This window comes from Streptomyces bottropensis ATCC 25435 (assembly GCF_000383595.1).
In the GTDB taxonomy this organism is placed as follows: domain Bacteria; phylum Actinomycetota; class Actinomycetes; order Streptomycetales; family Streptomycetaceae; genus Streptomyces; species Streptomyces bottropensis.
Map to the genome: position 1 here is coordinate 6,920,301 of NZ_KB911581.1, position 16,936 is coordinate 6,937,236.

The window sequence follows — 16,936 nt, forward strand, 5'->3', positions numbered from 1 at the left end:
TCTAGAGGCCGGACTCGGAGGTCCGCACCAGGATGCGGCCGCAGTTCTCGCAGCGGACGACCGTGTCGGGCGAGGCCTTGCGGACGTCGTTGAAGTCGGTGATCGACAGCTCCTGGCGGCAGCCCTGGCAGGTGCGCTGGTACAGCTTGGCCGCGCCGACGCCGCCCTGCTGGTCGCGCAGCTTGTCGTAGAGCTTGAGGAGGTCCGCGGGGACGGCCGCCGAGATGACCTCGCGCTCCTTGGTCACCTTCGCCACCTCCCCGTCGATCTCCTCGAGCGCGGCGTCCCGGCGCGCGGTCGCGTCGTCGATCTTCCCCTGGACGGCACCGACCCGCTCGGTCAGCTCGGCGACCCGCTCCTGCGTGGACTCCCGGCGCTCCATGACCTCCAGGACGATGTCCTCCAGGTCACCCTGCCGCTTGGCGAGGGAGGCGATCTCGCGCTGGAGGTTCTCCAGGTCCTTCGGCGAGGAGACGGCACCCGAGTCCAGGCGCTGCTGGTCACGGACGGCGCGCTGACGCACCTGGTCCACGTCCTGCTCGGCCTTGGTCTGCTCGCGGGCGGTGTCGCTCTCCTCGGTCTGCGCGGCCACGAGCAGGTCGCGCAGCTGGGTGTGGTCCTTGGTCAGCGACTCGATCTCGGCGTGCTCGGGCAGCGACCTCCGCCTGTGCGCGAGCTGCTGCAGGCGTACGTCCAGGCCCTGGACGTCGAGGAGGCGGATCTGGTCGGCGGGCGCGGCGTTCAGTTGGGGGCTCCCAGTGGGTCAGAAGTGGTGGCGGACGCCGCGTGGGCGGTCCAGGGGTCGGTGACCGTCTTGGAGACGTGGACGCGCAGGTCCCAGCCCTCCCGGTCGGAGATCTCGTCGAGCTGGGCGGCGGCCAGCTCGCACCAGGGCCATTCGGTGGCCCAGTGCGCCGCGTCGAGCAGCGCGAGCGGTGTGTGGGTGCCCTCCGAGGTGCGGGCGACCGCCTCGGAGGCGGGGTGGTGGCGCAGGTCCGCGGTGAGGAAGGCGTCGACGCCGGCCGCGCGTACGGCGTCGAAGAGGCTGTCGCCGGAGCCGCCGCTGACGGCGACCGTGCGGACGACCGCCTCGGGGTCGCCCGCGACGCGGATGCCCTGCGCGGTGGCGGGCAGCCGCTCGGCGGCCCGCGCGGCCAGCTCCCGGACCGTCAACGGGTGGTCCAGCTCGCAGACCCGGCCGAGACCGCGCCGGCCGGTGGGGTCGGCGGGGTCCGGTACAAGGGGACGTACGACCCTGAGGTCCAGCGCGCCGGCGAGGGCGTCGCTGACGCCGGGGTCGGCCGTGTCGGCGTTGGTGTGGGCGACGTGCAGCGCGATGTCGTTCTTGATGAGGGTGTGCACGATGCGGCCCTTGAAGGTCGAGGCCGCCACCGTCGTCGTACCGCGCAGATAGAGCGGGTGGTGGGTGACCAGCAGGTCGGCGCCCAGCTTCACCGCTTCCTCGACGATCTCCCGCACCGGGTCGACGGCGAACAGGACCCGCGTGACCTCCTGGTCGGGGTCTCCGCAGACCGTGCCGACCGCGTCCCACCCCTCGGCCCGCTCGGGCGGCCAGAGGGCGTCGAGCGCGGCGATGACTTCAGACAGACGGGGCACGGACAAAGGCTACCTGCACCTCTGCCGTCCCCGACCGGCCGCGGGTCGGTTGGCCGGACGCCCCTCGGCCGCCGCACCCACCCCGGGGGGACGGCCGCCCCCTCCCGGCCGTCCGGCAGCACATGAATCGCCGTTCCCTCAGGCGAATCGGGGGACGAGCACCCTTATGTGTGAAGGGGGTGCGAGCTGTCCCACGTCTGTGCGTGCGAAAACTAGCCTTCGTCGCCGGAGGTGATCGAACCATGACGGCCTGTGCTTCCCCACCACCCTCGACGGGCCACGGGAACGAGTCGGGACAGGGGGACGAGGAGAAGGAGACGGACACCACCGGGGAGAGATTCGGGAGCGAGGGGCTCGTGACCGACTCGGGGGCCGACACGGGGGCCGACGCGCACGTCGGGCGGCCTGAGGCGCACGCGGGGCTTGGCGTGCACGCGGGGCTTGGCGTGCACTCGGGGCTTGGCGTGCACTCGGGGCGGCCTGGGGCGCACGCGGGGGGCGGTGGTGGTGGCGGGGACAGCCGGCTGCGCCCAGCAGCACACTCACCCGCACACTCACCCGCACCCACACCCGCACCCGCACCCGCACCCGCACCCGCACCCGGCTGTGTGATCGCCGCCGACGGGTCGTACGCGGCGCGCCTCGCGCTGGACGGGGAATCCTGGTTCCCCGAGCGCTGGACCCTCGACGGCCCCGAGCCGTATGCCGTGCCCCTGCCCGGCAACCAGCCCGAGGAGCCCGGCACGGAACTGCTGCCGCTGGCCGACGGCCGGGTCCTCATCCACCGGCTGGCCGCCGACCGGCATCTGTTCTCGCTGCTCTATCCGACCGGTCCCGGCACCGGTGAACTCCCGCTCGGGGCGGTCGAATGCGCCGACCCCACGGCCGAGTTGCGTCTGCTGCCACCCGCGCCGTGCGGACAGCGGGCGTACGCCCTCGCCCTGGGCCGGAGCGCCACGACCGTGTGGCTGGTGGCGGGCGGGGCCTTCGGGCCGGAGGTGCTGGCGCAGGTGCCGGGGCGGTGTTCGGGCGGGGTCTGGCTGGACGGGACGGGCCGGATGCTCGCCCTGGACCAGGAACAGGACGGCCGGACCAAGTCGGTGGTGGTCGATCTGGAGCAGGGCGGCGCGGTCTCGCCACTGCTGCAGATCTCGGACGACAGCAACGACCGGGTCCTGCTCGCCGACCCCGACAGCGGGCTGCTCCTGATCCGTTCGGACGCGCCCTCCCCCGGGCACGACCGGCTCGGCTGGGGCGTGCTGGGCAGTACGCTCCCGGTCCGCTTCCCGGAGTGTCTGCGGGTGCCCGACGGTCATCGCGTCACCCCGTTCGCCATCCAGCCGGGGCAGATCCTGACCCCCGAGAGCTGCGCGGTCGCGCTGCGCCTGGACGGCCCCCGGGGCAGCTGGGTCGGCGTCTGGCGCCCGGCGGCACGACGGATCCTTCATCTGCCCGCCCCCGAGGGCTGGTTGGCGGGAGCCGGGCTGTGGAGCCGCGAGGGGGTGCTGCACCTGCCGTACGCGACCGGGATGGTGAGGTGCGGGGTGGCCCGGATGGGGGTGACCTGGGACGCGGACGAGCCGGAGGGGTCATCGGAGGCGTCCCCCGAAAGGGAGAGCCGGGCGGGCTGCGAAGAGGCCCCGGGGCCGGAGGATTCGGACGGGTCGCTCGGGGCCGGAGCGTCAGCCGCGCCGACGCCCGGGGCGGAGCCGTCCGTGCCTGTCGTCGCTCGGCCCGTGCCGTTGCAGCAGGCGCCGTTGGAGGGGCGCGTACCCGAGGAGGTGACCGTCGGGTGAAGGTGCGGTGCGGGGCTCGGGCATGGTGGACGCGGGGCGGGCGACACGCCCACGGGTGCCTTCGAGACGCTCGGGTTCGCCCGTTAAAATCACCCGCCGATAAGAAGATCATTCGACGGGGAACACTTCCAATGAGCGACGTGCACACCATCCAGCCGCCCACGGCCGACTCCCACGAGGCGGACGGCCACGGAAAGCACCGGGGTCAGCTCTCGGCCCAGGAGGCCGAGAGGACGAGCCCTCGCGGGCGCCACCGCAAGCCGGCGGACCACATGGAGTCGACGACGTCCGCCTGACCGGCGGCACTCGTCTCCTCGGTCGCCTCTGGAGAAACGTCCCAGCGACGCCAGAGCCGATCACCACGGCACCCGGCCCCGCTCGTCGCCGACGAGCGGGGCTTCGCCGTTCCGGGTACGGCCCGCGCGGAGGCGGAGGGACAGGCGGGGGCGGGCGCTCCCGCCTATCCCTCCGCCGCCCCCCGGCCGTGCCTCAGCCCCAGCACCTCCGCCGCCGCGAACGTCTCCCCCTCCGGCCGGTCGGCGTAGTGCGGCGTGAGCAGGCCGTCCAGTTCGTCGTACGTGAACGCGTCCTGCTTGGTGTCGAACTTGGCCCGCACGCGCGGTCGCTCGACGATCGCGACCATGCCGCCGTGCACGACGAGGAGCTGGCCGTTGACCCGCGCGGCGGCGGGTGAGGCCAGGTAGCCGACGAGCGGGGCGACGTGCTCGGGCGCGAGCGGGTCGAGGCCGGTGCCGTCGCCCTCCCCCGTCGCCCCCGGGAGGCCCGCGAAGACGTCCTCGGTCATCCGGGTCCGGGCGCGCGGGCAGATGACGTTCGCGGTGACGCCGTACTTGGCGAGCGCGAGGGCCGTGGAGGTGGTCAGCCCGACGATCCCGCCCTTCGCCGCGGCGTAGTTGGGCTGTCCGGCGGAGCCGGCGAGGAACGCCTCGGAGGAGGTGTTCACGATCCGCCCGTAGACCCGCCCTCCGCCCTCGCCCGACTTCGCCCGGGCCCGCCAGTGGGCGGAGGCGAACCGGGTCGTGTTGAAGTGCCCCTTGAGGTGTACGCGCACGACCGAGTCCCACTCGTCCTCGGACATGGAGAAGACCATGCGGTCGCGCAGGATGCCCGCGTTGTTGACGAGGATGTCGAGTCTGCCGAACCGGGCGACCGCCAACGCGACGAGTTCCCGGGCCTGTTCGTGGTCGGACACGTCACCGATGTGCGCCACCGCCCTGCCGCCCGCCGCGCGGATCGACGCCGCGACCTCCTCGGCGGGCCCCGTGGACACCTCACCGGAACCGTCCCGCCCCGGCCGGCCGTAGTCGTTGACGACGACGGCCGCGCCCAGCCGGGCCAGCTCCAGCGCCTCGGCCCGGCCGAGACCGCGCCCCGCGCCGGTGACGATCGCGGACAGTCCTTCGAGCGGCAGTCCGCCGAGTGTCGATGTCATCCCGAGCCCCTCTCCCCTCTCCTCAACTGCCATCCGCTCTCGTCCGTCCGGTGATCAGATCTCGATGCAGGTCCGGAGCGCCACGCCCGTCCGCATCTGGTCCAGCGCCTCGTTGATGTCGGCCAGGGGCACCCGGTGGGTGATCAGGCCCGCGAGGTCGATACGGCCCGCCCGCCACAGGGCGATGGTCCGCTCGTAGGAGCGCAGGACGTCCCCCCCGCCGTACATGGACGGCAGGATCCGCTTCTCGTCGAAGAACAGCTCGAACATGCTGAGCTGGAGGAAGTCGTCCAGCGCGCCCGCGCCGACCACGACGAGGGTGCCGCCGCGCCGGGTGGCCTCGTAGGCGGTGCGGGCGGTGGTCGAACGGCCGACGACCTCGAAGACGTAGTCGAAGCCCTCGCCGGCGGTGACGGACTGCTTGGTGTCGGCCAGTTCCTCCGGCGAGATCGCCTTGGTGGCGCCGAACCTGAGCGCCGCCTCGCGCCGCGAGACCACCGGGTCGACGGCGACGATCTCGGCGGCGCCCTTGAGCCGGGCGCCCTGGATCGCCGAGATGCCGACGCCTCCGCAGCCGATGACCGCGACCGACGAACCGGCCTCCACGTCAGCGGTGTTGAGGGCCGCGCCGAGCCCGGTGGTGACGCCGCAGCCGATGAGGGCGGCGATGTCGAAGGGCACGTCGTCCGGTATCGGCACGGCGCAGCCGGCGTCGACGACGACCTCCTCGGCGAAGGTGCCGGTGCCCGCGAAGCCGAAGACGTCCCCGGCGGGCCGCCTGAAGTTGGGCGTACCGGCGTTGAGGAATCCGGCGAGGCAGAGCTGCGTCTGACCGCGCTTGCAGGCGGGACAGGTGCCGCAGGCCGGGAGCCAGCACACGACGACCCGGTCGCCGGGCTTCACGTGGCCGACACCTTCCCCGACTTCGACTATCTCGCCGGCACCCTCGTGCCCCGGCACGAACGGTCCGGGCTGCGGCAGCACCCCGGCCATCGCGGACAGGTCGGAGTGGCACAGCCCCGTGGCCCGCACCCGGATCCTCACCCGCCCCGGCCCGAAGCCCACCGCCTCGACGTCGTCGAGCACGTCGAGCTTGTCCTGGCCGATCTCGTGCAGTACCGCTGCGCGCATGGTGCGGCTCCCCTCAGGAGTACCTGACCTACGTCTGTACCGATGGGCTCATTCGTGTGCGACCAGCGTGTCCGCCAGCACCGGCGCGTCGTCCCTCTCGACGGCGCTCACCGTCACCCGCACCGAGCGGTCGTCCGGCCGCCACATCCGGATGCGGAGGGTCTCGCCCGGGAAGACGACACCCGCGAAACGCGTCCCGTACGAGCGGACGCGCCCCACGTCCCCGCCGAGCACCGTGTCCACCACGGCCTTCAACGTCATCCCGTAGGTGCACAACCCGTGCAGGATCGGCCGGTCGAACCCGGCCCGCCCCGCGAACTCCGGGTCGGCGTGCAACGGGTTCCAGTCGCCCGAGAGGCGGTAGAGCAGCGCCTGGTCCTCCCGGACGGTCCGCTCGACCTCCTTGTCGGGCGCGGTCGTGGGCGGTTCCTGCCGGGCGGACGGCCCGCGCTCACCGCCCCAGCCGCCCTCCCCCCGTACGAAGATCTGCGCCTCGTTCACCCACAACGGGCCCTCGTTGTCGGCGACTTCGGTCCGCATCACCAGCACGGCCGCCTTGCCCTTGTCGTACACCGCCGCCACCCGCGAGGTCGCGGTCGCCCGCCCCTCGACCGGGATCGGCCGGTGCACCTCGACGCGCTGACCGCCGTGCAGGACCTTCGCCAGGTCGACGTCGACGCCGGGTGCGTTCAGGCCACCGATGACATCCGGTGAGCCCGCGCCCGCGACGGTCGCGAAGCTGGGCAGGACGTGCAGCCGGGACTCCAGCGTGTAGCGCAGCTCGCCGGGGTCGGTCGCGGGGACACCGGCGCCGACACCGAGGTGGTAGAGCAGGACGTCCTTGCGACTCCACGCGATCTCGGCGGAACGGGGCTCGGCCGCGAACGCCTTGGCTGCGTCGATGGGCATGGGGCTCCTGTGTGCGACGGGGGCGGATGGTGGCTGAAGGGGTTGAGGGCAGAAGGGGGACGGAGGGTCGGACGAGGGGAAGCGGAGGGTCGGACGACGGGAAGCGGAGGCCGTACGGCGGCGGGGGGCGGAGGCCGGACGGCGTGGGGCGGGTGGTGGGTGGCTCGCGCTGAGAAACCTCGGTACGACCGTCCGCACCAGCGGTCGCACCGAGGTCGTCACCGCCGACCCGGAACCCGCCCACCTAGAACGCGTTCCAGTCCGGCGACCCTCTGTATAGCCGAGCCCCGTGCACTTGTGAAGACCCCTGACACTACGTCAGATACGTGCCGCACGGCCCAGGACATTTGTCCCGCCGAACTCCGTACACGTGCATCTGCCGGGCCGCGTCCGGTCTTCGTACCGTCGAACACATGAGACAGAGAGAAGCGACTACGGCGACCCCGGGGGATGCGGGCGCCGCATGTACGGGGGACGTGGGTGCCGGGGACCTGGGCGCCGGGGACAGCGGTGTCGAGGACACCGGGTGCGAGAGCCGGCGCCCAGCTGGGAGGGCGGCATGGTTCCCGTGGCGGGTGTGGCGTGGGGGCGGGCGGGCGGCGTCGGACGAACCGGGGCCGCCCGCCACCGGGCTCACCCTGGTGCCGTGGCTGATCATGGGAATGGGCGCGTACGCGAACCTCCTCCAGGGCCGCGCCCCGAACCCCTGGATCGGCGGTCTCGGCATCTTCACCTTCAACTCCCTCTACATCTACGTCGTCATCCGCGCCTTCGTGAAGGAGAAGCGCGAGTCCCGCTCCACCCGCGTCGCACTCGCCGTGCTCGGCTTGATCGCCTGCGGTCTCGCCCTCGCCTACGGCGGCAGCTGGCTGAACTTCCTCCCCCTGTTCGGCCTGGCCGTGGGCGCCGCCACGCGCGGCCGGCTGTTGCGCGGGACCGGGCTGGCGGTCACCGTGCTCGCGGGCGGGGTCGCGGCGGTGCGGGAGGGCTGGGCCGCGATCAGCATCGCCTACGGCACCTTCATCTCCATCGTCGTGACGGCCGCGATCCTCTCCCTGGTGGACGCGGTCCGCGAACTGCGCGCCGCCCGCGAGGAACTCGCCCACCGCGCGGTGGAGCGGGAGCGGCTGCGCTTCTCCCGCGACCTGCACGACCTCCTCGGCCACACACTGTCGGTGATCGTGGTGAAGTCGGAGGCGGCCCGTCGTCTCGCCCCGCACGACGCGGACGCGACGCTCGCCCAGATCACGGACATCGAGGCGGTCGGCCGCCAGGCCCTCACGGAGATCCGCGAGGCCGTGACCGGGTACCGCGAGGGGAGCCTCACGACCGAACTGGACCACGCCCGGCCCGTGCTCTCGGCCGCGGGCACGACCCTGACCGTGCGCCGCCGCGGACCGGCTCCGGATCCACAGGCCGAGGCCCTGCTGGGCTGGGTCGTCCGTGAGGCGATCACCAACGTCCTACGACACAGCCAAGCCACCGCCTGCGACATCACCCTCACCACCACCTCCACCCACACCCGCCTCACCATCACCGACAACGGCCCCCTCACCCCTCCCTCGCCCGCACGCACCACCCCCAACGGCCTGAGGGGCCTCACCGAACGTCTCGCCACGGCCGGCGGCACGCTCCAGGCCGGGCCCGCACCGCGAGGCGGCTTCACGGTCGCGGCGGAGCTGCCCATCGCCGAACTGCCGCTCACCGCGCACGGAGCGGATGACGAGGGGCCGACGGGGGCGGCTGCGGGCTCGGAGAGGGGGCGGCATCCGTAGTGGTGTCCCCGCACGACCCGCTGTCGCTAGCCCGTCCGAATCGTCGCCCCCGCCCTACTCTTGGGCCGTGAACGAGATGCCCCGGGATCACCGGACCACCAAGTCCATCAGGGTTCTGCTCGCCGAGGATCAGGGGATGATGCGGGGGGCGCTGGCGCTGCTGCTGGGCATGGAGGCGGATATCCAGGTCGTGGCGCAGGTCGGGGCGGGGGACGCGATCGTGGACGCGGCGCTGATCCACCGGCCGCATGTCGCGCTGCTGGACATCGAGCTGCCCGGGATGAGCGGTCTGGACGCCGCCGCCGAGCTGCGGGACCAGGTGCCCGACTGCCGGGTGCTGATCCTCACCACCTTCGGCCGGCCGGGGTACCTCCGACGGGCCATGGACGCCGGCGCCGCCGGGTTCCTGGTCAAGGACGGGCCCGTGGAGGAGCTGGCCCAGGCGATCCGCCGGGTGCTGACCGGCGAGACCGTCGTCGATCCGGCCCTCGCCGCTGCCGCGCTGAGCGCCGGTCCCAACCCGCTCACCGACCGCGAACGCGACACCCTCAACGCCTCCGCCGACGGCGCCACGGTCGCCGACATCGCCGCCCGGCTCCACCTGTCCGAGTCCACCGTGCGCAACTATCTCTCCTCCGCCATCGGCAAGACCGGCAGCCGCAACCGCATGGAGGCGATGCGGGAGGCCCGGCAGCAGGGATGGCTCTAGCCCCGCCCCCGCCAGGCAGAACAGGATGGCCCGGGCCACCTCGTCACCTCGTCACCCGGCGCCAGGCCACGTACACCTGCTCCAGCGTCGTCTGGACCAGGTCCTCCGCGGCGTGCCGCTCCCCGGTGAGCAGAAACGCCGTACGCATCAGTCGTGGCCGGCGGCCGACGAGGAAGCTCTGGAACTCCTCGTCCCGAGCGGCCCTCGCCTGTTTCCGATCCCCCATCGAGCACCTCCCAGATGCTTCGAACAGTCCACGAGGGATCGGATTCGTTGCCTCGTCCCGGCGGAATTTTTCGAGCCGGACCCCGCCGGCCCTGACGCGCCGTCACTTCCCCATGAGCGAGTCAAGTTTTCGTTAGTCACTCAAAACAACGGAATAGTTGCCCCGGCACACGAGGTTCAGACGGCACACATACGAAGACCCGGCCAGGAGGCCCCGCTCAATGACGCAACCGCAGACACCGCCGCCGACCGACGGGCCCGCCACCGGGGCCACGGGCGCGACACGAGCCCCCGGAGCGATCGTCCCGGTGCTGGCTTTCGCGGGAATCGTCGTCGCGGTGATGCAGACCCTGCTGGTCCCGGTGATCAAGGACCTCCCGCAGCTGCTGGACACCTCCCCCAGCAACGCGACCTGGGTACTGACCTCCACCCTGCTCTCCGGCGCCGTCGCCACCCCGATCATGGGCCGCCTCGGCGACCTCTTCGGCAAGCGCCGCATGCTGCTCGCCAGCCTCGCCGTGATGGTGGTCGGCGCGCTGATCAGCGGTTTCACCAGCGCGCTCCTCCCGATGATCGTCGGCCGAACCCTCCAGGGCTTCGCCATGGGCGCGATCCCGCTCGGCATCGGCCTGATGCGCGACGAACTGCCCCGCGAACGCCTCGGCTCCGCCATGGCCCTGATGAGCTCGTCCATAGGCGTCGGCGGCGGACTCGCCCTGCCGCTCGCCGCCGCGGTCGCCCAGAACGCCGACTGGCACCTCCTCTTCTTCGGTGCGGCCGGTCTCGGCGTCCTCTCCATCGTGCTGACCCTCGTCGCCGTACCGGAGACGAAGACGCGCGCGCCGGGCACCTTCGACCACCTCGGCGCGCTCGGCCTCTCCGTCGGCCTCGTCCTCTTCCTCCTGCCGATCACCAAGGGCAGCGACTGGGGCTGGAGCTCCACGACCACGCTCGGCCTGTTCGCCGCGTCCGCCCTGGTACTGCTCGTCTGGGGCGTCTGGGAGCTGCGCGTCACCGCGCCGCTGGTGGATCTGCGCACCACGGTCCGCCGCGAGGTCCTCCTCACCAACCTCGCCTCGATCATGGTCGGCGTCTCCTTCTACGTCGTCTCCCTCGTCCTGCCGCAGCTCCTCCAGCTGCCCTCCGCCACCGGCTACGGCCTCGGACAGTCGATGATCGTCGCGGGTCTGTGCGTGGCGCCGCTCGGTCTGACCATGATGTTCACCGCACCGGTCTACGCCCGGATCTCCGCCAAGTACGGCCCCAGGAGCACCCTCATCATGGGCCTGCTGATCATCGCGGTCGGCTACGGCGCCGGTCTCGGCCTGATGAGCGCCGCCTGGCAGACCGTGGTCGTGTCGGTGGTCCTGGGCGCGGGCATCGGCCTCGCCTACTCCTCGCTCCCCGCGCTGATCATCGGCGCCGTGGACCCGTCCGAGACGGGTGCGGCGACCGGCCTCAACACGCTCATGCGGTCCATCGGTACGTCCGTGTCGAGCGCCGTCATCGGGATGGTGCTGGCCAACACCGCGAACCACGTGGGCGGGGTCGCGATCCCGACCATGCACGGCTTCCGCGTCTCCTTCCTCATCGCCACGGGCGCGGTCGCGGTCGGCCTCCTCCTGGCTCTGTTCCTGCCGGGCCGCGACCGTCGGGCGACCGGGCATCGGCTGCTCGCCGCCAGCGAGGGGGCCGAGCCGACCGACGTGGCCGACGTGGCCGACGTGGCCGACGTGACCGACGTGACCGACGCGGTTTCCAAAGAGGACCGGGCTGCCGTCGCCCGGTAGGCCGGGGGCCGCGTGCCCTTCGAGGCCGTCTGCGGGTCCGGTGGGGGCTGGTCGCGCAGTTCCGCGCAGCCCCTGAGAAGCAGGGGCCGCGCCCTCTGCTTCTCGGTCCGAAGGGGGCGTAGGTCTCCCCGGGCCCTCCCGCCGATCACCGCATGACAGCATGAGGCGCCCCCCTTGACGTACGACCACACGGAGGACCCCATGTCCGCGGCATCGAGCCCCCCGACCTCGCCGGCGCCCGAGCCGGAGATCCTCCGCGCGTTCGAGGCGGCCAAGGGGTTCATGCCGGCCGGCGAAGGGCTGGCGTTGTACGCGGCGGCGGTGGAGGCGGGGCGGCTGGGGCTGCCGTTGCTGGAGGTGGGGACGTACTGCGGCCGTTCGACGATCCTGCTGGCCGACGCCGCCCGTGCGGCGGGCGTGCCGGCGATCACGGTCGACCATCACCGGGGCAGCGAGGAGCAGCAGCCGGGCTGGGAGTACCACGACGCGTCCACCGTCGACCCCGAGGTGGGTCACATGGACACGCTCCCCGCCTTCCGCCGCACCCTGCACCGGGCGGGACTGGAGGAGCACGTCGTCGCCGTCGTCGGCCGTTCCCCGCAGGTCGCCGCCTTCTGGGGCACTCCCCTCGGTCTCGTCTTCGTCGACGGCGGCCACACCGACGAGCACGCCACCGCCGACTACGAGGGCTGGGCGCCGCACGTCGCCCCGGACGGTCTCCTCGTCATCCACGACGTCTTCCCGGACCCCGAGGACGAGTTCACCGGCCAGGCCCCGTACCGCGTCTACCTCCGCGCCCTCGCCTCCGGCGCCTTCACGGAGGTCTCCGCGACGGACTCGCTGCGGGTACTGCGGCGGACCGGCACCGGCATCTGACCAGCGGCACCCCAGCACCACTGCTCCTGGGCCGCTGGGCTACCCCACTTCTATGCCGTAGTCCTGGACCAGTTCCTCCAGACCGCCCCGGTACCCCTTGCCGCCGACGACGAAGTCCCAGTCGCCGCCCGCGCGGCGGCGGAAGGAGCCGAGGGTGAGGGCCGTTTCGTCGGCGCGGCCGTCGGAGACGTCGAGGCGGCCCTGTTCGGCCCTGGCGGGGTCCAGGAGGCGGATGCCGGCGTCGGTGAAGCCGGAGAGGTCGGCGTCGGGGTTCACGGCCGGGTCGATCGCCGCCACGAGGACGAGACGGTCGGCCTCCGTCGGCAGCGCGTCGAAGGAGACCAGGATCGCGGCCTTGTCGGGGGTGGTCGGCGGGACCGCGCGGACGGTGCCGTCGGGCGTGCCGAGGTTGTTGTAGAAGACGAAGTGGTCGTCGCTGAGGACCCGGTTGCCGTGGCAGACGAGCGCACAGACGTCCAGGGCGACGCCCCCGGTCCAGTACATGCCGAGCACGCTGTGGTCGTCCGGGGCGGAGGCCGGGCCCGAGTCCGCGCCGTCGGCGGGATCTGCGGCGTCCGCGGCGTCCGCCGAGGTCCGCTGGGCGGGCAGCACCACGGTGGGGGCGGTCGGGGACACGGGCGCGGGGCGCTCACCGGCGCCCAGGCGCCCCCGGAGCCCGTGCCGGTGGAGCAGGTCGACGAGTTCGCGCCCCGAGACCAGCTCCAGCGGCTTGCCGTTGGCGAAGGTGTGGGAACCGGGCCCGAACTTGGACGTCGTCACCAGGACGCCCTTGTTGGCGCCGGCGTCCTGGACCGTGCCGTAGAGGTCGCGGACGGCGGTCGGCGGGACGGTGTTGCGGTACCGCTTGACCTGCACGACGATCTTGCCGCCCCGGATCGGGGCCGGGTCCAGGGCGTCGACGTCCACCCCGCCGTCACCCGAGCGCTGGGTCGTGACCGCCTGCATGCCCATGGCCCGGAACAGTTCGGCGACGAGGGCTTCGAAGGCGAGGGGGTCCATCTCCATCAGGTCGGGCTCGTCCTCGCCGCCGTGGGTGACGACGCCGTTGCCCACGTCGTCGGGCCTGCGCTCGGGGCGGACGGGGGTGCGCTGGTCGGGGCGGGCGGACAGCCGGCCACGGAGGCCGTCCGTCAGGCAGTCCACGGCGCTCACCTGCTCCAGATGCAGCCCGGCGAAGACCGACCGGGGCACGGTGACGGTCGCCAGGAAGATCTGGGTGCGGCGGCCGGTCGCCGGGTCGTGGTCGTCCACGAAGCCGTTCAGGACGACCGACTCCAGCGCGCCGAACTCGTCGGCGGCGAAGAGGTCGTGGAGCACGAGGAGGACGCACTGCGCGAGGACGTCCCGGTAGAGGGCACGTCGCTGGGTGACCGGGCGCGGGCGCTCCTTGTCCTGGTCGACGCTCGGCATGTAGACGACGCTCTTGGCCTCGGGGACGGCGTCGTACCTGGGCAGCTCCCAGTCCAGGACCAGCTGCCGGGCCGCCGAGTCGTAGGCGGCGGACACGCCCCGGGGGAAGCCGTCGGGCCAGGCGGGCGAGGCGTAGAGGGCGGCGGAGAAGTAGTCGACGGCCGCTTCCGGGTCGCCGTCGCGCAGGGCCGTCGCCATCTGTGCGAGCCCGGCGTTGTGCCGCCGGATCTCCGCCCGCTGTCCTTCCGCCCACTGCTCGTACTGCCGCTGATACTGGGCCAGTTGACGCTGTCGCTGCTGCTCGGCGGCCTGCGCGGCATGCCAGTCGTGCTCGTACCGGGCGCGCGCCTCGGCCTGCGCCTGCGCCCGGCGCTGGGCGGTCCAACCGCCCTGCGCCTGGTAGTGGTTGGGGTCCGGCATGGGTACCGGCTGGGCGAGGGGCCCCGGGGAGAACGGCTCCAGCCGCTCGGTGCGGGTGAGGGAGGCGGACCGGAACGCCGGGGCCCGGCAGCCGGCGACCAGCAGCCCCTCCAGTGCCTGGACCTGCGCGTCCAGTTCCTCCGTGCGTCGGCGCGCCTCCGCCTCGCGCTGCTGGCGGTAGGCCGCCTGCTGCTCCCGCTGGCTGCGCGCCACCTCCCGCTGGTACGCGCGCTGCTGTCGCTCGTACTCGCGCTGCTGGCGAGCCTGTTCCTCCGACTGACGCTGCTGCTGGCGTTGTGCCTCGGCCCAGATCCCGGCCAACCCGTTGGAGCGACGACTCATGCGCTACAGGCCCTCCCACCGGAGCCCACCGACCGCGCGCCGAGGCCCCGCCCCCACAACCAGACGTAACCGCCCGACTTTATCCCGCGACGGCCCGTACGCCTACCGCTGGTCAGCGCCGCGGCTCCGGGCGCCACGCGGAGCGGGGCGCCGCGCGCAGGGCCCGACCCGTAAGGTGGCAGGCGTGTCGTATGTAGGTCCGGACTTCGATCCGCCCCAGCCCCGCCGTTCCGCGCTGCGCCGCCCGCTGACCGTGGCGGTGGCCGCGGTCGTGGTGGGGGCGGTGGCCGGGTGGGGGGTCTGGCAGGCCGTCGGGGACTCCGGGGACGGGAAGGGCGGCTCGGGCGGCGTGGCCGGGCCGCAGACCCGGTCGGCGAAGACCCCGGCCTCCTCCTCCGGCCCGTCCGGCGCACCGACCGCCTCGGACGACGGCAAGGACGGCCCCGGCGGTGGGGGCGGCGACAAGGCGAGCCCCTCCGGCTCGGCTTCCGCGCCCGCCGCCACCGGCCCCCTCAAGGGCAAGGTCGTCGTCATCGATCCCGGTCACAACCCCGGCAACTTCCAGCACACGACCGAGATCAACCGCAAGGTGAACATCGGGACACACGCGAAGGAATGCGACACGACCGGGACGACCACCAACGACGGCTACCTGGAAGCCAGGTTCACGCTCGACGTCTCCCGGCGGCTGCGGACGCTCCTCGAACAGGAGGGCGCCACGGTGAAGTTCACGCAGGACGATGACCGGGCCTGGGGTCCGTGCATCGACGAGCGGGCGCGGATCGGCAACGAGGCGGAGGCGGACGCGGTGGTGTCGATCCACGCCGACGGCTCCGGCGCCGGCAACCGCGGCTTCCATGTGATCCTGCCGGGTTCGGTGAACGAGGGCGCCGCCGACACCCGGCCCATCGTCGCCCCCTCCCGTGACCTCGGCGAACGCATCGTCGGCTTCTTCGTCCGCGCCACCGGCAGCGCGCCCTCCAACTACGTGGGCGACGGCACCGGCATGGTCACCCGCACCGACCTCGGCGGCCTCAACCTCTCCACCGTGCCCAAGGTGTTCATCGAGTGCGGCAACATGCGCGACAGCAAGGACGCGGCCCAGCTCACGAGCGGAGCCTGGCGCCAGAAAGCGGCCCGGGGAATCTCGGACGGCATCACGAGCTTCCTCGAAAATTGAACGACTCTCTCCTTTGGGGAACTCCGGCCGCTAACCCCAAGTGCCACGGAATGAAGTGCGCGCGGTCTCAATCTGTCAACGGTTCCCGCCGTGTTCGTCTTACGTACCGCGATGCGCGATATCCATGACCCGGCACCGTTGACCAGCGGTGCGTGGGGGCAGAAAGCGGGGCGGGGAGAACTCTGAGGGAATCGTGAGTTTCCTGCGAGGGTAGCGGGCGGGTCGTGATCACCGAGATGATCCCGGAGGACACCCAAGTCGGTCGGACGATAAGGTCGTCCCTACGATGAGGGGCCACCCCCGCGCTTCCCACCACGGCCTGACGGCGACATGGTGACGGCGACGCCTCCACCGATGACGAGACGACTGACGAAGGACCTGAAGTGAATATCCGCTCCCTCACCAGAGGCGACGGCGTCGTGATCGGAGCAGCGGTATTGCTGTTCATCGCGTCGTTCCTCGACAACTACTCCATCGACGGGATCCCCGACAGCATCGATCTCCCGATCCTCTGGGAGAGCGGACCGGTGCTGCTGAGCGTGGTCCTGGCTGGTCTGATCGGCGCCGTCTTCATCGTTGTCGCCAGGGGTCTGCCGCAGGCGCCCAAGATCGCCGGGATCGAACTCGGTCACTTCGGCATCGCCTTCACGATCTTCGCCGCGTGGAGCGCGCTGGGCAACATCTTCGATCCGTCCGGTGGCGGTGACAACTTCCCCGACACCAGTGGCAACGGCACCGACGCGGGCATGGGCCTCATCCTCGCCCTCATCGCCACCCTGGTCATGGCCGGCGCAGCCGTCGCCACCCCCCTCGTTCCCGCCCTCAAGGTCGCCCTCGTCGGCGCCCCGCGTCCGGTCGCGCCGCAGCCGTACGGGGCCCAGCCGCCCGGTGGTTACGGGTACCCGGGCGCCGGTGCGCCGGGTCCCTTCGGTGCGGGTCAGCCGGGGCCCGGTCAGCCGGGGCCGGGCCAGCCCGGGCCGGGGGCGCCGTTCGGTGGTCCTCAGCAGCAGCAGGCGGCGGCTCCGCCGCCCGCCGGTGACTTCTCGCCGTTCTGGTTCGCGGTGCCGGTGGCCCGTCCGCTGTTCGCCGAGGACGGTTCCCAGTCGACGATCGCCGAACTGGCGCCGGGCACCTGGTACCTGGCGGTCGAGCAGCGCGGCGCCAACCTGGTGGCCCAGACGCAGGACGGCCGTCGTGGTGTCCTGCAGGACACCAGCGGTATCCAGCGCGGCTGATCATCACGCGCTGCACAGCCGTACGACAGCGGCCCCTCGCTCTTCCG

At 72.5% G+C, this 16,936-nt stretch carries 14 protein-coding genes and 1 pseudogene; 8 read left to right on the forward strand and 7 right to left on the reverse strand.

The genetic code is table 11. From position 1 onward, the window contains the following. Nucleotide 1: 1 nt before the first annotated feature. Both STRBO_RS0130785 and STRBO_RS0130790 read right to left on the reverse strand, forming a co-directional pair. On the reverse strand, nucleotides 2-745 hold the full coding sequence (locus STRBO_RS0130785) for a CT398-like coiled coil hairpin domain-containing protein (RefSeq protein ID WP_078531422.1): 744 nt from the start codon (nucleotides 743-745) through the stop codon (nucleotides 2-4). After that, the gene (locus STRBO_RS0130790) at nucleotides 742-1,617 is read right to left on the reverse strand and encodes a Nif3-like dinuclear metal center hexameric protein (RefSeq protein ID WP_005478612.1); all 876 of its coding nucleotides are present in this window, start codon (nucleotides 1,615-1,617) and stop codon (nucleotides 742-744) included. The genes STRBO_RS0130785 and STRBO_RS0130790 overlap by 4 nt, the downstream gene beginning before the upstream one ends. A gap of 242 nt (nucleotides 1,618-1,859) precedes the next feature. Here STRBO_RS0130790 and STRBO_RS0130795 point away from each other — a divergent pair, with 242 nt between their 5' ends. Continuing rightward, nucleotides 1,860-3,413, forward strand: a complete 1,554-nt coding sequence (locus tag STRBO_RS0130795; protein WP_028796936.1) for a hypothetical protein — start codon at nucleotides 1,860-1,862, stop codon at nucleotides 3,411-3,413. A 131-nt stretch (nucleotides 3,414-3,544) separates the two neighbouring features. Next, nucleotides 3,545-3,709, forward strand: a complete 165-nt coding sequence (locus STRBO_RS43960) for a hypothetical protein (RefSeq protein WP_005478621.1) — start codon at nucleotides 3,545-3,547, stop codon at nucleotides 3,707-3,709. Between the two features lie 164 nt (nucleotides 3,710-3,873). Here the strand turns inward: STRBO_RS43960 and STRBO_RS0130805 are convergent, their stop codons facing one another. The 3 genes from STRBO_RS0130805 to STRBO_RS0130815 are packed head-to-tail and all read right to left on the reverse strand — an operon-like array spanning nucleotide 3,874 to nucleotide 6,906. Next, nucleotides 3,874-4,866 carry a 3-oxoacyl-ACP reductase gene (locus STRBO_RS0130805; RefSeq protein ID WP_020115329.1) on the reverse strand — a complete coding sequence of 331 codons (993 nt, stop codon included), beginning with the start codon at nucleotides 4,864-4,866 and terminating at the stop codon, nucleotides 3,874-3,876. A gap of 54 nt (nucleotides 4,867-4,920) precedes the next feature. Next, nucleotides 4,921-5,997, reverse strand: coding sequence for a Zn-dependent alcohol dehydrogenase (locus STRBO_RS0130810; protein WP_005478624.1), 1,077 nt, complete (start codon nucleotides 5,995-5,997; stop codon nucleotides 4,921-4,923). A 48-nt stretch (nucleotides 5,998-6,045) separates the two neighbouring features. Next, nucleotides 6,046-6,906 carry a MaoC/PaaZ C-terminal domain-containing protein gene (locus tag STRBO_RS0130815; protein ID WP_005478625.1) on the reverse strand — a complete coding sequence of 287 codons (861 nt, stop codon included), beginning with the start codon at nucleotides 6,904-6,906 and terminating at the stop codon, nucleotides 6,046-6,048. Between the two features lie 575 nt (nucleotides 6,907-7,481). Here STRBO_RS0130815 and STRBO_RS0130820 point away from each other — a divergent pair. After that, complete coding sequence (locus tag STRBO_RS0130820; protein WP_005478627.1) at nucleotides 7,482-8,681, forward strand: sensor histidine kinase; 1,200 nt, start codon at nucleotides 7,482-7,484, stop codon at nucleotides 8,679-8,681. 76 nt (nucleotides 8,682-8,757) lie between these two features. Beyond that, nucleotides 8,758-9,390: a response regulator transcription factor gene (locus STRBO_RS0130825; protein WP_020115330.1), complete on the forward strand. Its 633-nt coding sequence runs from the start codon at nucleotides 8,758-8,760 to the stop codon at nucleotides 9,388-9,390. A 52-nt stretch (nucleotides 9,391-9,442) separates the two neighbouring features. On the opposite strand, the pseudogene STRBO_RS0130830 reads toward STRBO_RS0130825, so the two are convergent. After that, nucleotides 9,443-9,616 (reverse strand): annotated as a pseudogene (locus STRBO_RS0130830) (sigma factor); the annotation flags it as partial. A 220-nt stretch (nucleotides 9,617-9,836) separates the two neighbouring features. Here STRBO_RS0130830 and STRBO_RS0130835 point away from each other — a divergent pair. Further along, nucleotides 9,837-11,405, forward strand: coding sequence for an MFS transporter (locus STRBO_RS0130835; RefSeq protein ID WP_005478631.1), 1,569 nt, complete (start codon nucleotides 9,837-9,839; stop codon nucleotides 11,403-11,405). A gap of 201 nt (nucleotides 11,406-11,606) precedes the next feature. After that, entirely contained in the window at nucleotides 11,607-12,281 is a 675-nt protein-coding gene (locus tag STRBO_RS0130840; RefSeq protein WP_028796937.1) for a class I SAM-dependent methyltransferase, read from the forward strand. Nucleotides 12,282-12,320: 39 nt separating this feature from the next. On the opposite strand, the gene STRBO_RS0130845 is transcribed toward STRBO_RS0130840, so the two are convergent. Then, nucleotides 12,321-14,474, reverse strand: a complete 2,154-nt coding sequence (locus tag STRBO_RS0130845; protein WP_202498802.1) for a restriction endonuclease — start codon at nucleotides 14,472-14,474, stop codon at nucleotides 12,321-12,323. 184 nt (nucleotides 14,475-14,658) lie between these two features. On the opposite strand from STRBO_RS0130845, the gene STRBO_RS0130850 reads away from it, so the two are divergent. Next, entirely contained in the window at nucleotides 14,659-15,654 is a 996-nt protein-coding gene (locus tag STRBO_RS0130850) for an N-acetylmuramoyl-L-alanine amidase (protein ID WP_005478638.1), read from the forward strand. A gap of 383 nt (nucleotides 15,655-16,037) precedes the next feature. Then, nucleotides 16,038-16,889, forward strand: coding sequence for a DUF5336 domain-containing protein (locus STRBO_RS0130855; protein ID WP_028796938.1), 852 nt, complete (start codon nucleotides 16,038-16,040; stop codon nucleotides 16,887-16,889). The last annotated feature ends 47 nt before the right edge of the window (nucleotides 16,890-16,936 follow it).

What these genes read in the sequence shown, in the direction of transcription:
- STRBO_RS0130825 (WP_020115330.1), top strand. Translation starts at nt 8,758, where the DNA reads ATGCCCCGGGATCACCGGACCACCAAGTCCATCAGGGTTCTGCTCGCC.
- STRBO_RS0130840 (WP_028796937.1), top strand. Translation starts at nt 11,607, where the DNA reads ATGTCCGCGGCATCGAGCCCCCCGACCTCGCCGGCGCCCGAGCCGGAG.
- STRBO_RS0130795 (WP_028796936.1), top strand. Translation starts at nt 1,860, where the DNA reads ATGACGGCCTGTGCTTCCCCACCACCCTCGACGGGCCACGGGAACGAG.
- STRBO_RS0130815 (WP_005478625.1), bottom strand. Translation starts at nt 6,906, where the DNA reads ATGCCCATCGACGCAGCCAAGGCGTTCGCGGCCGAGCCCCGTTCCGCC.
- STRBO_RS0130810 (WP_005478624.1), bottom strand. Translation starts at nt 5,997, where the DNA reads ATGCGCGCAGCGGTACTGCACGAGATCGGCCAGGACAAGCTCGACGTG.
- STRBO_RS0130845 (WP_202498802.1), bottom strand. Translation starts at nt 14,474, where the DNA reads ATGAGTCGTCGCTCCAACGGGTTGGCCGGGATCTGGGCCGAGGCACAA.
- STRBO_RS0130805 (WP_020115329.1), bottom strand. Translation starts at nt 4,866, where the DNA reads ATGACATCGACACTCGGCGGACTGCCGCTCGAAGGACTGTCCGCGATC.
- STRBO_RS0130835 (WP_005478631.1), top strand. Translation starts at nt 9,837, where the DNA reads ATGACGCAACCGCAGACACCGCCGCCGACCGACGGGCCCGCCACCGGG.
- STRBO_RS43960 (WP_005478621.1), top strand. Translation starts at nt 3,545, where the DNA reads ATGAGCGACGTGCACACCATCCAGCCGCCCACGGCCGACTCCCACGAG.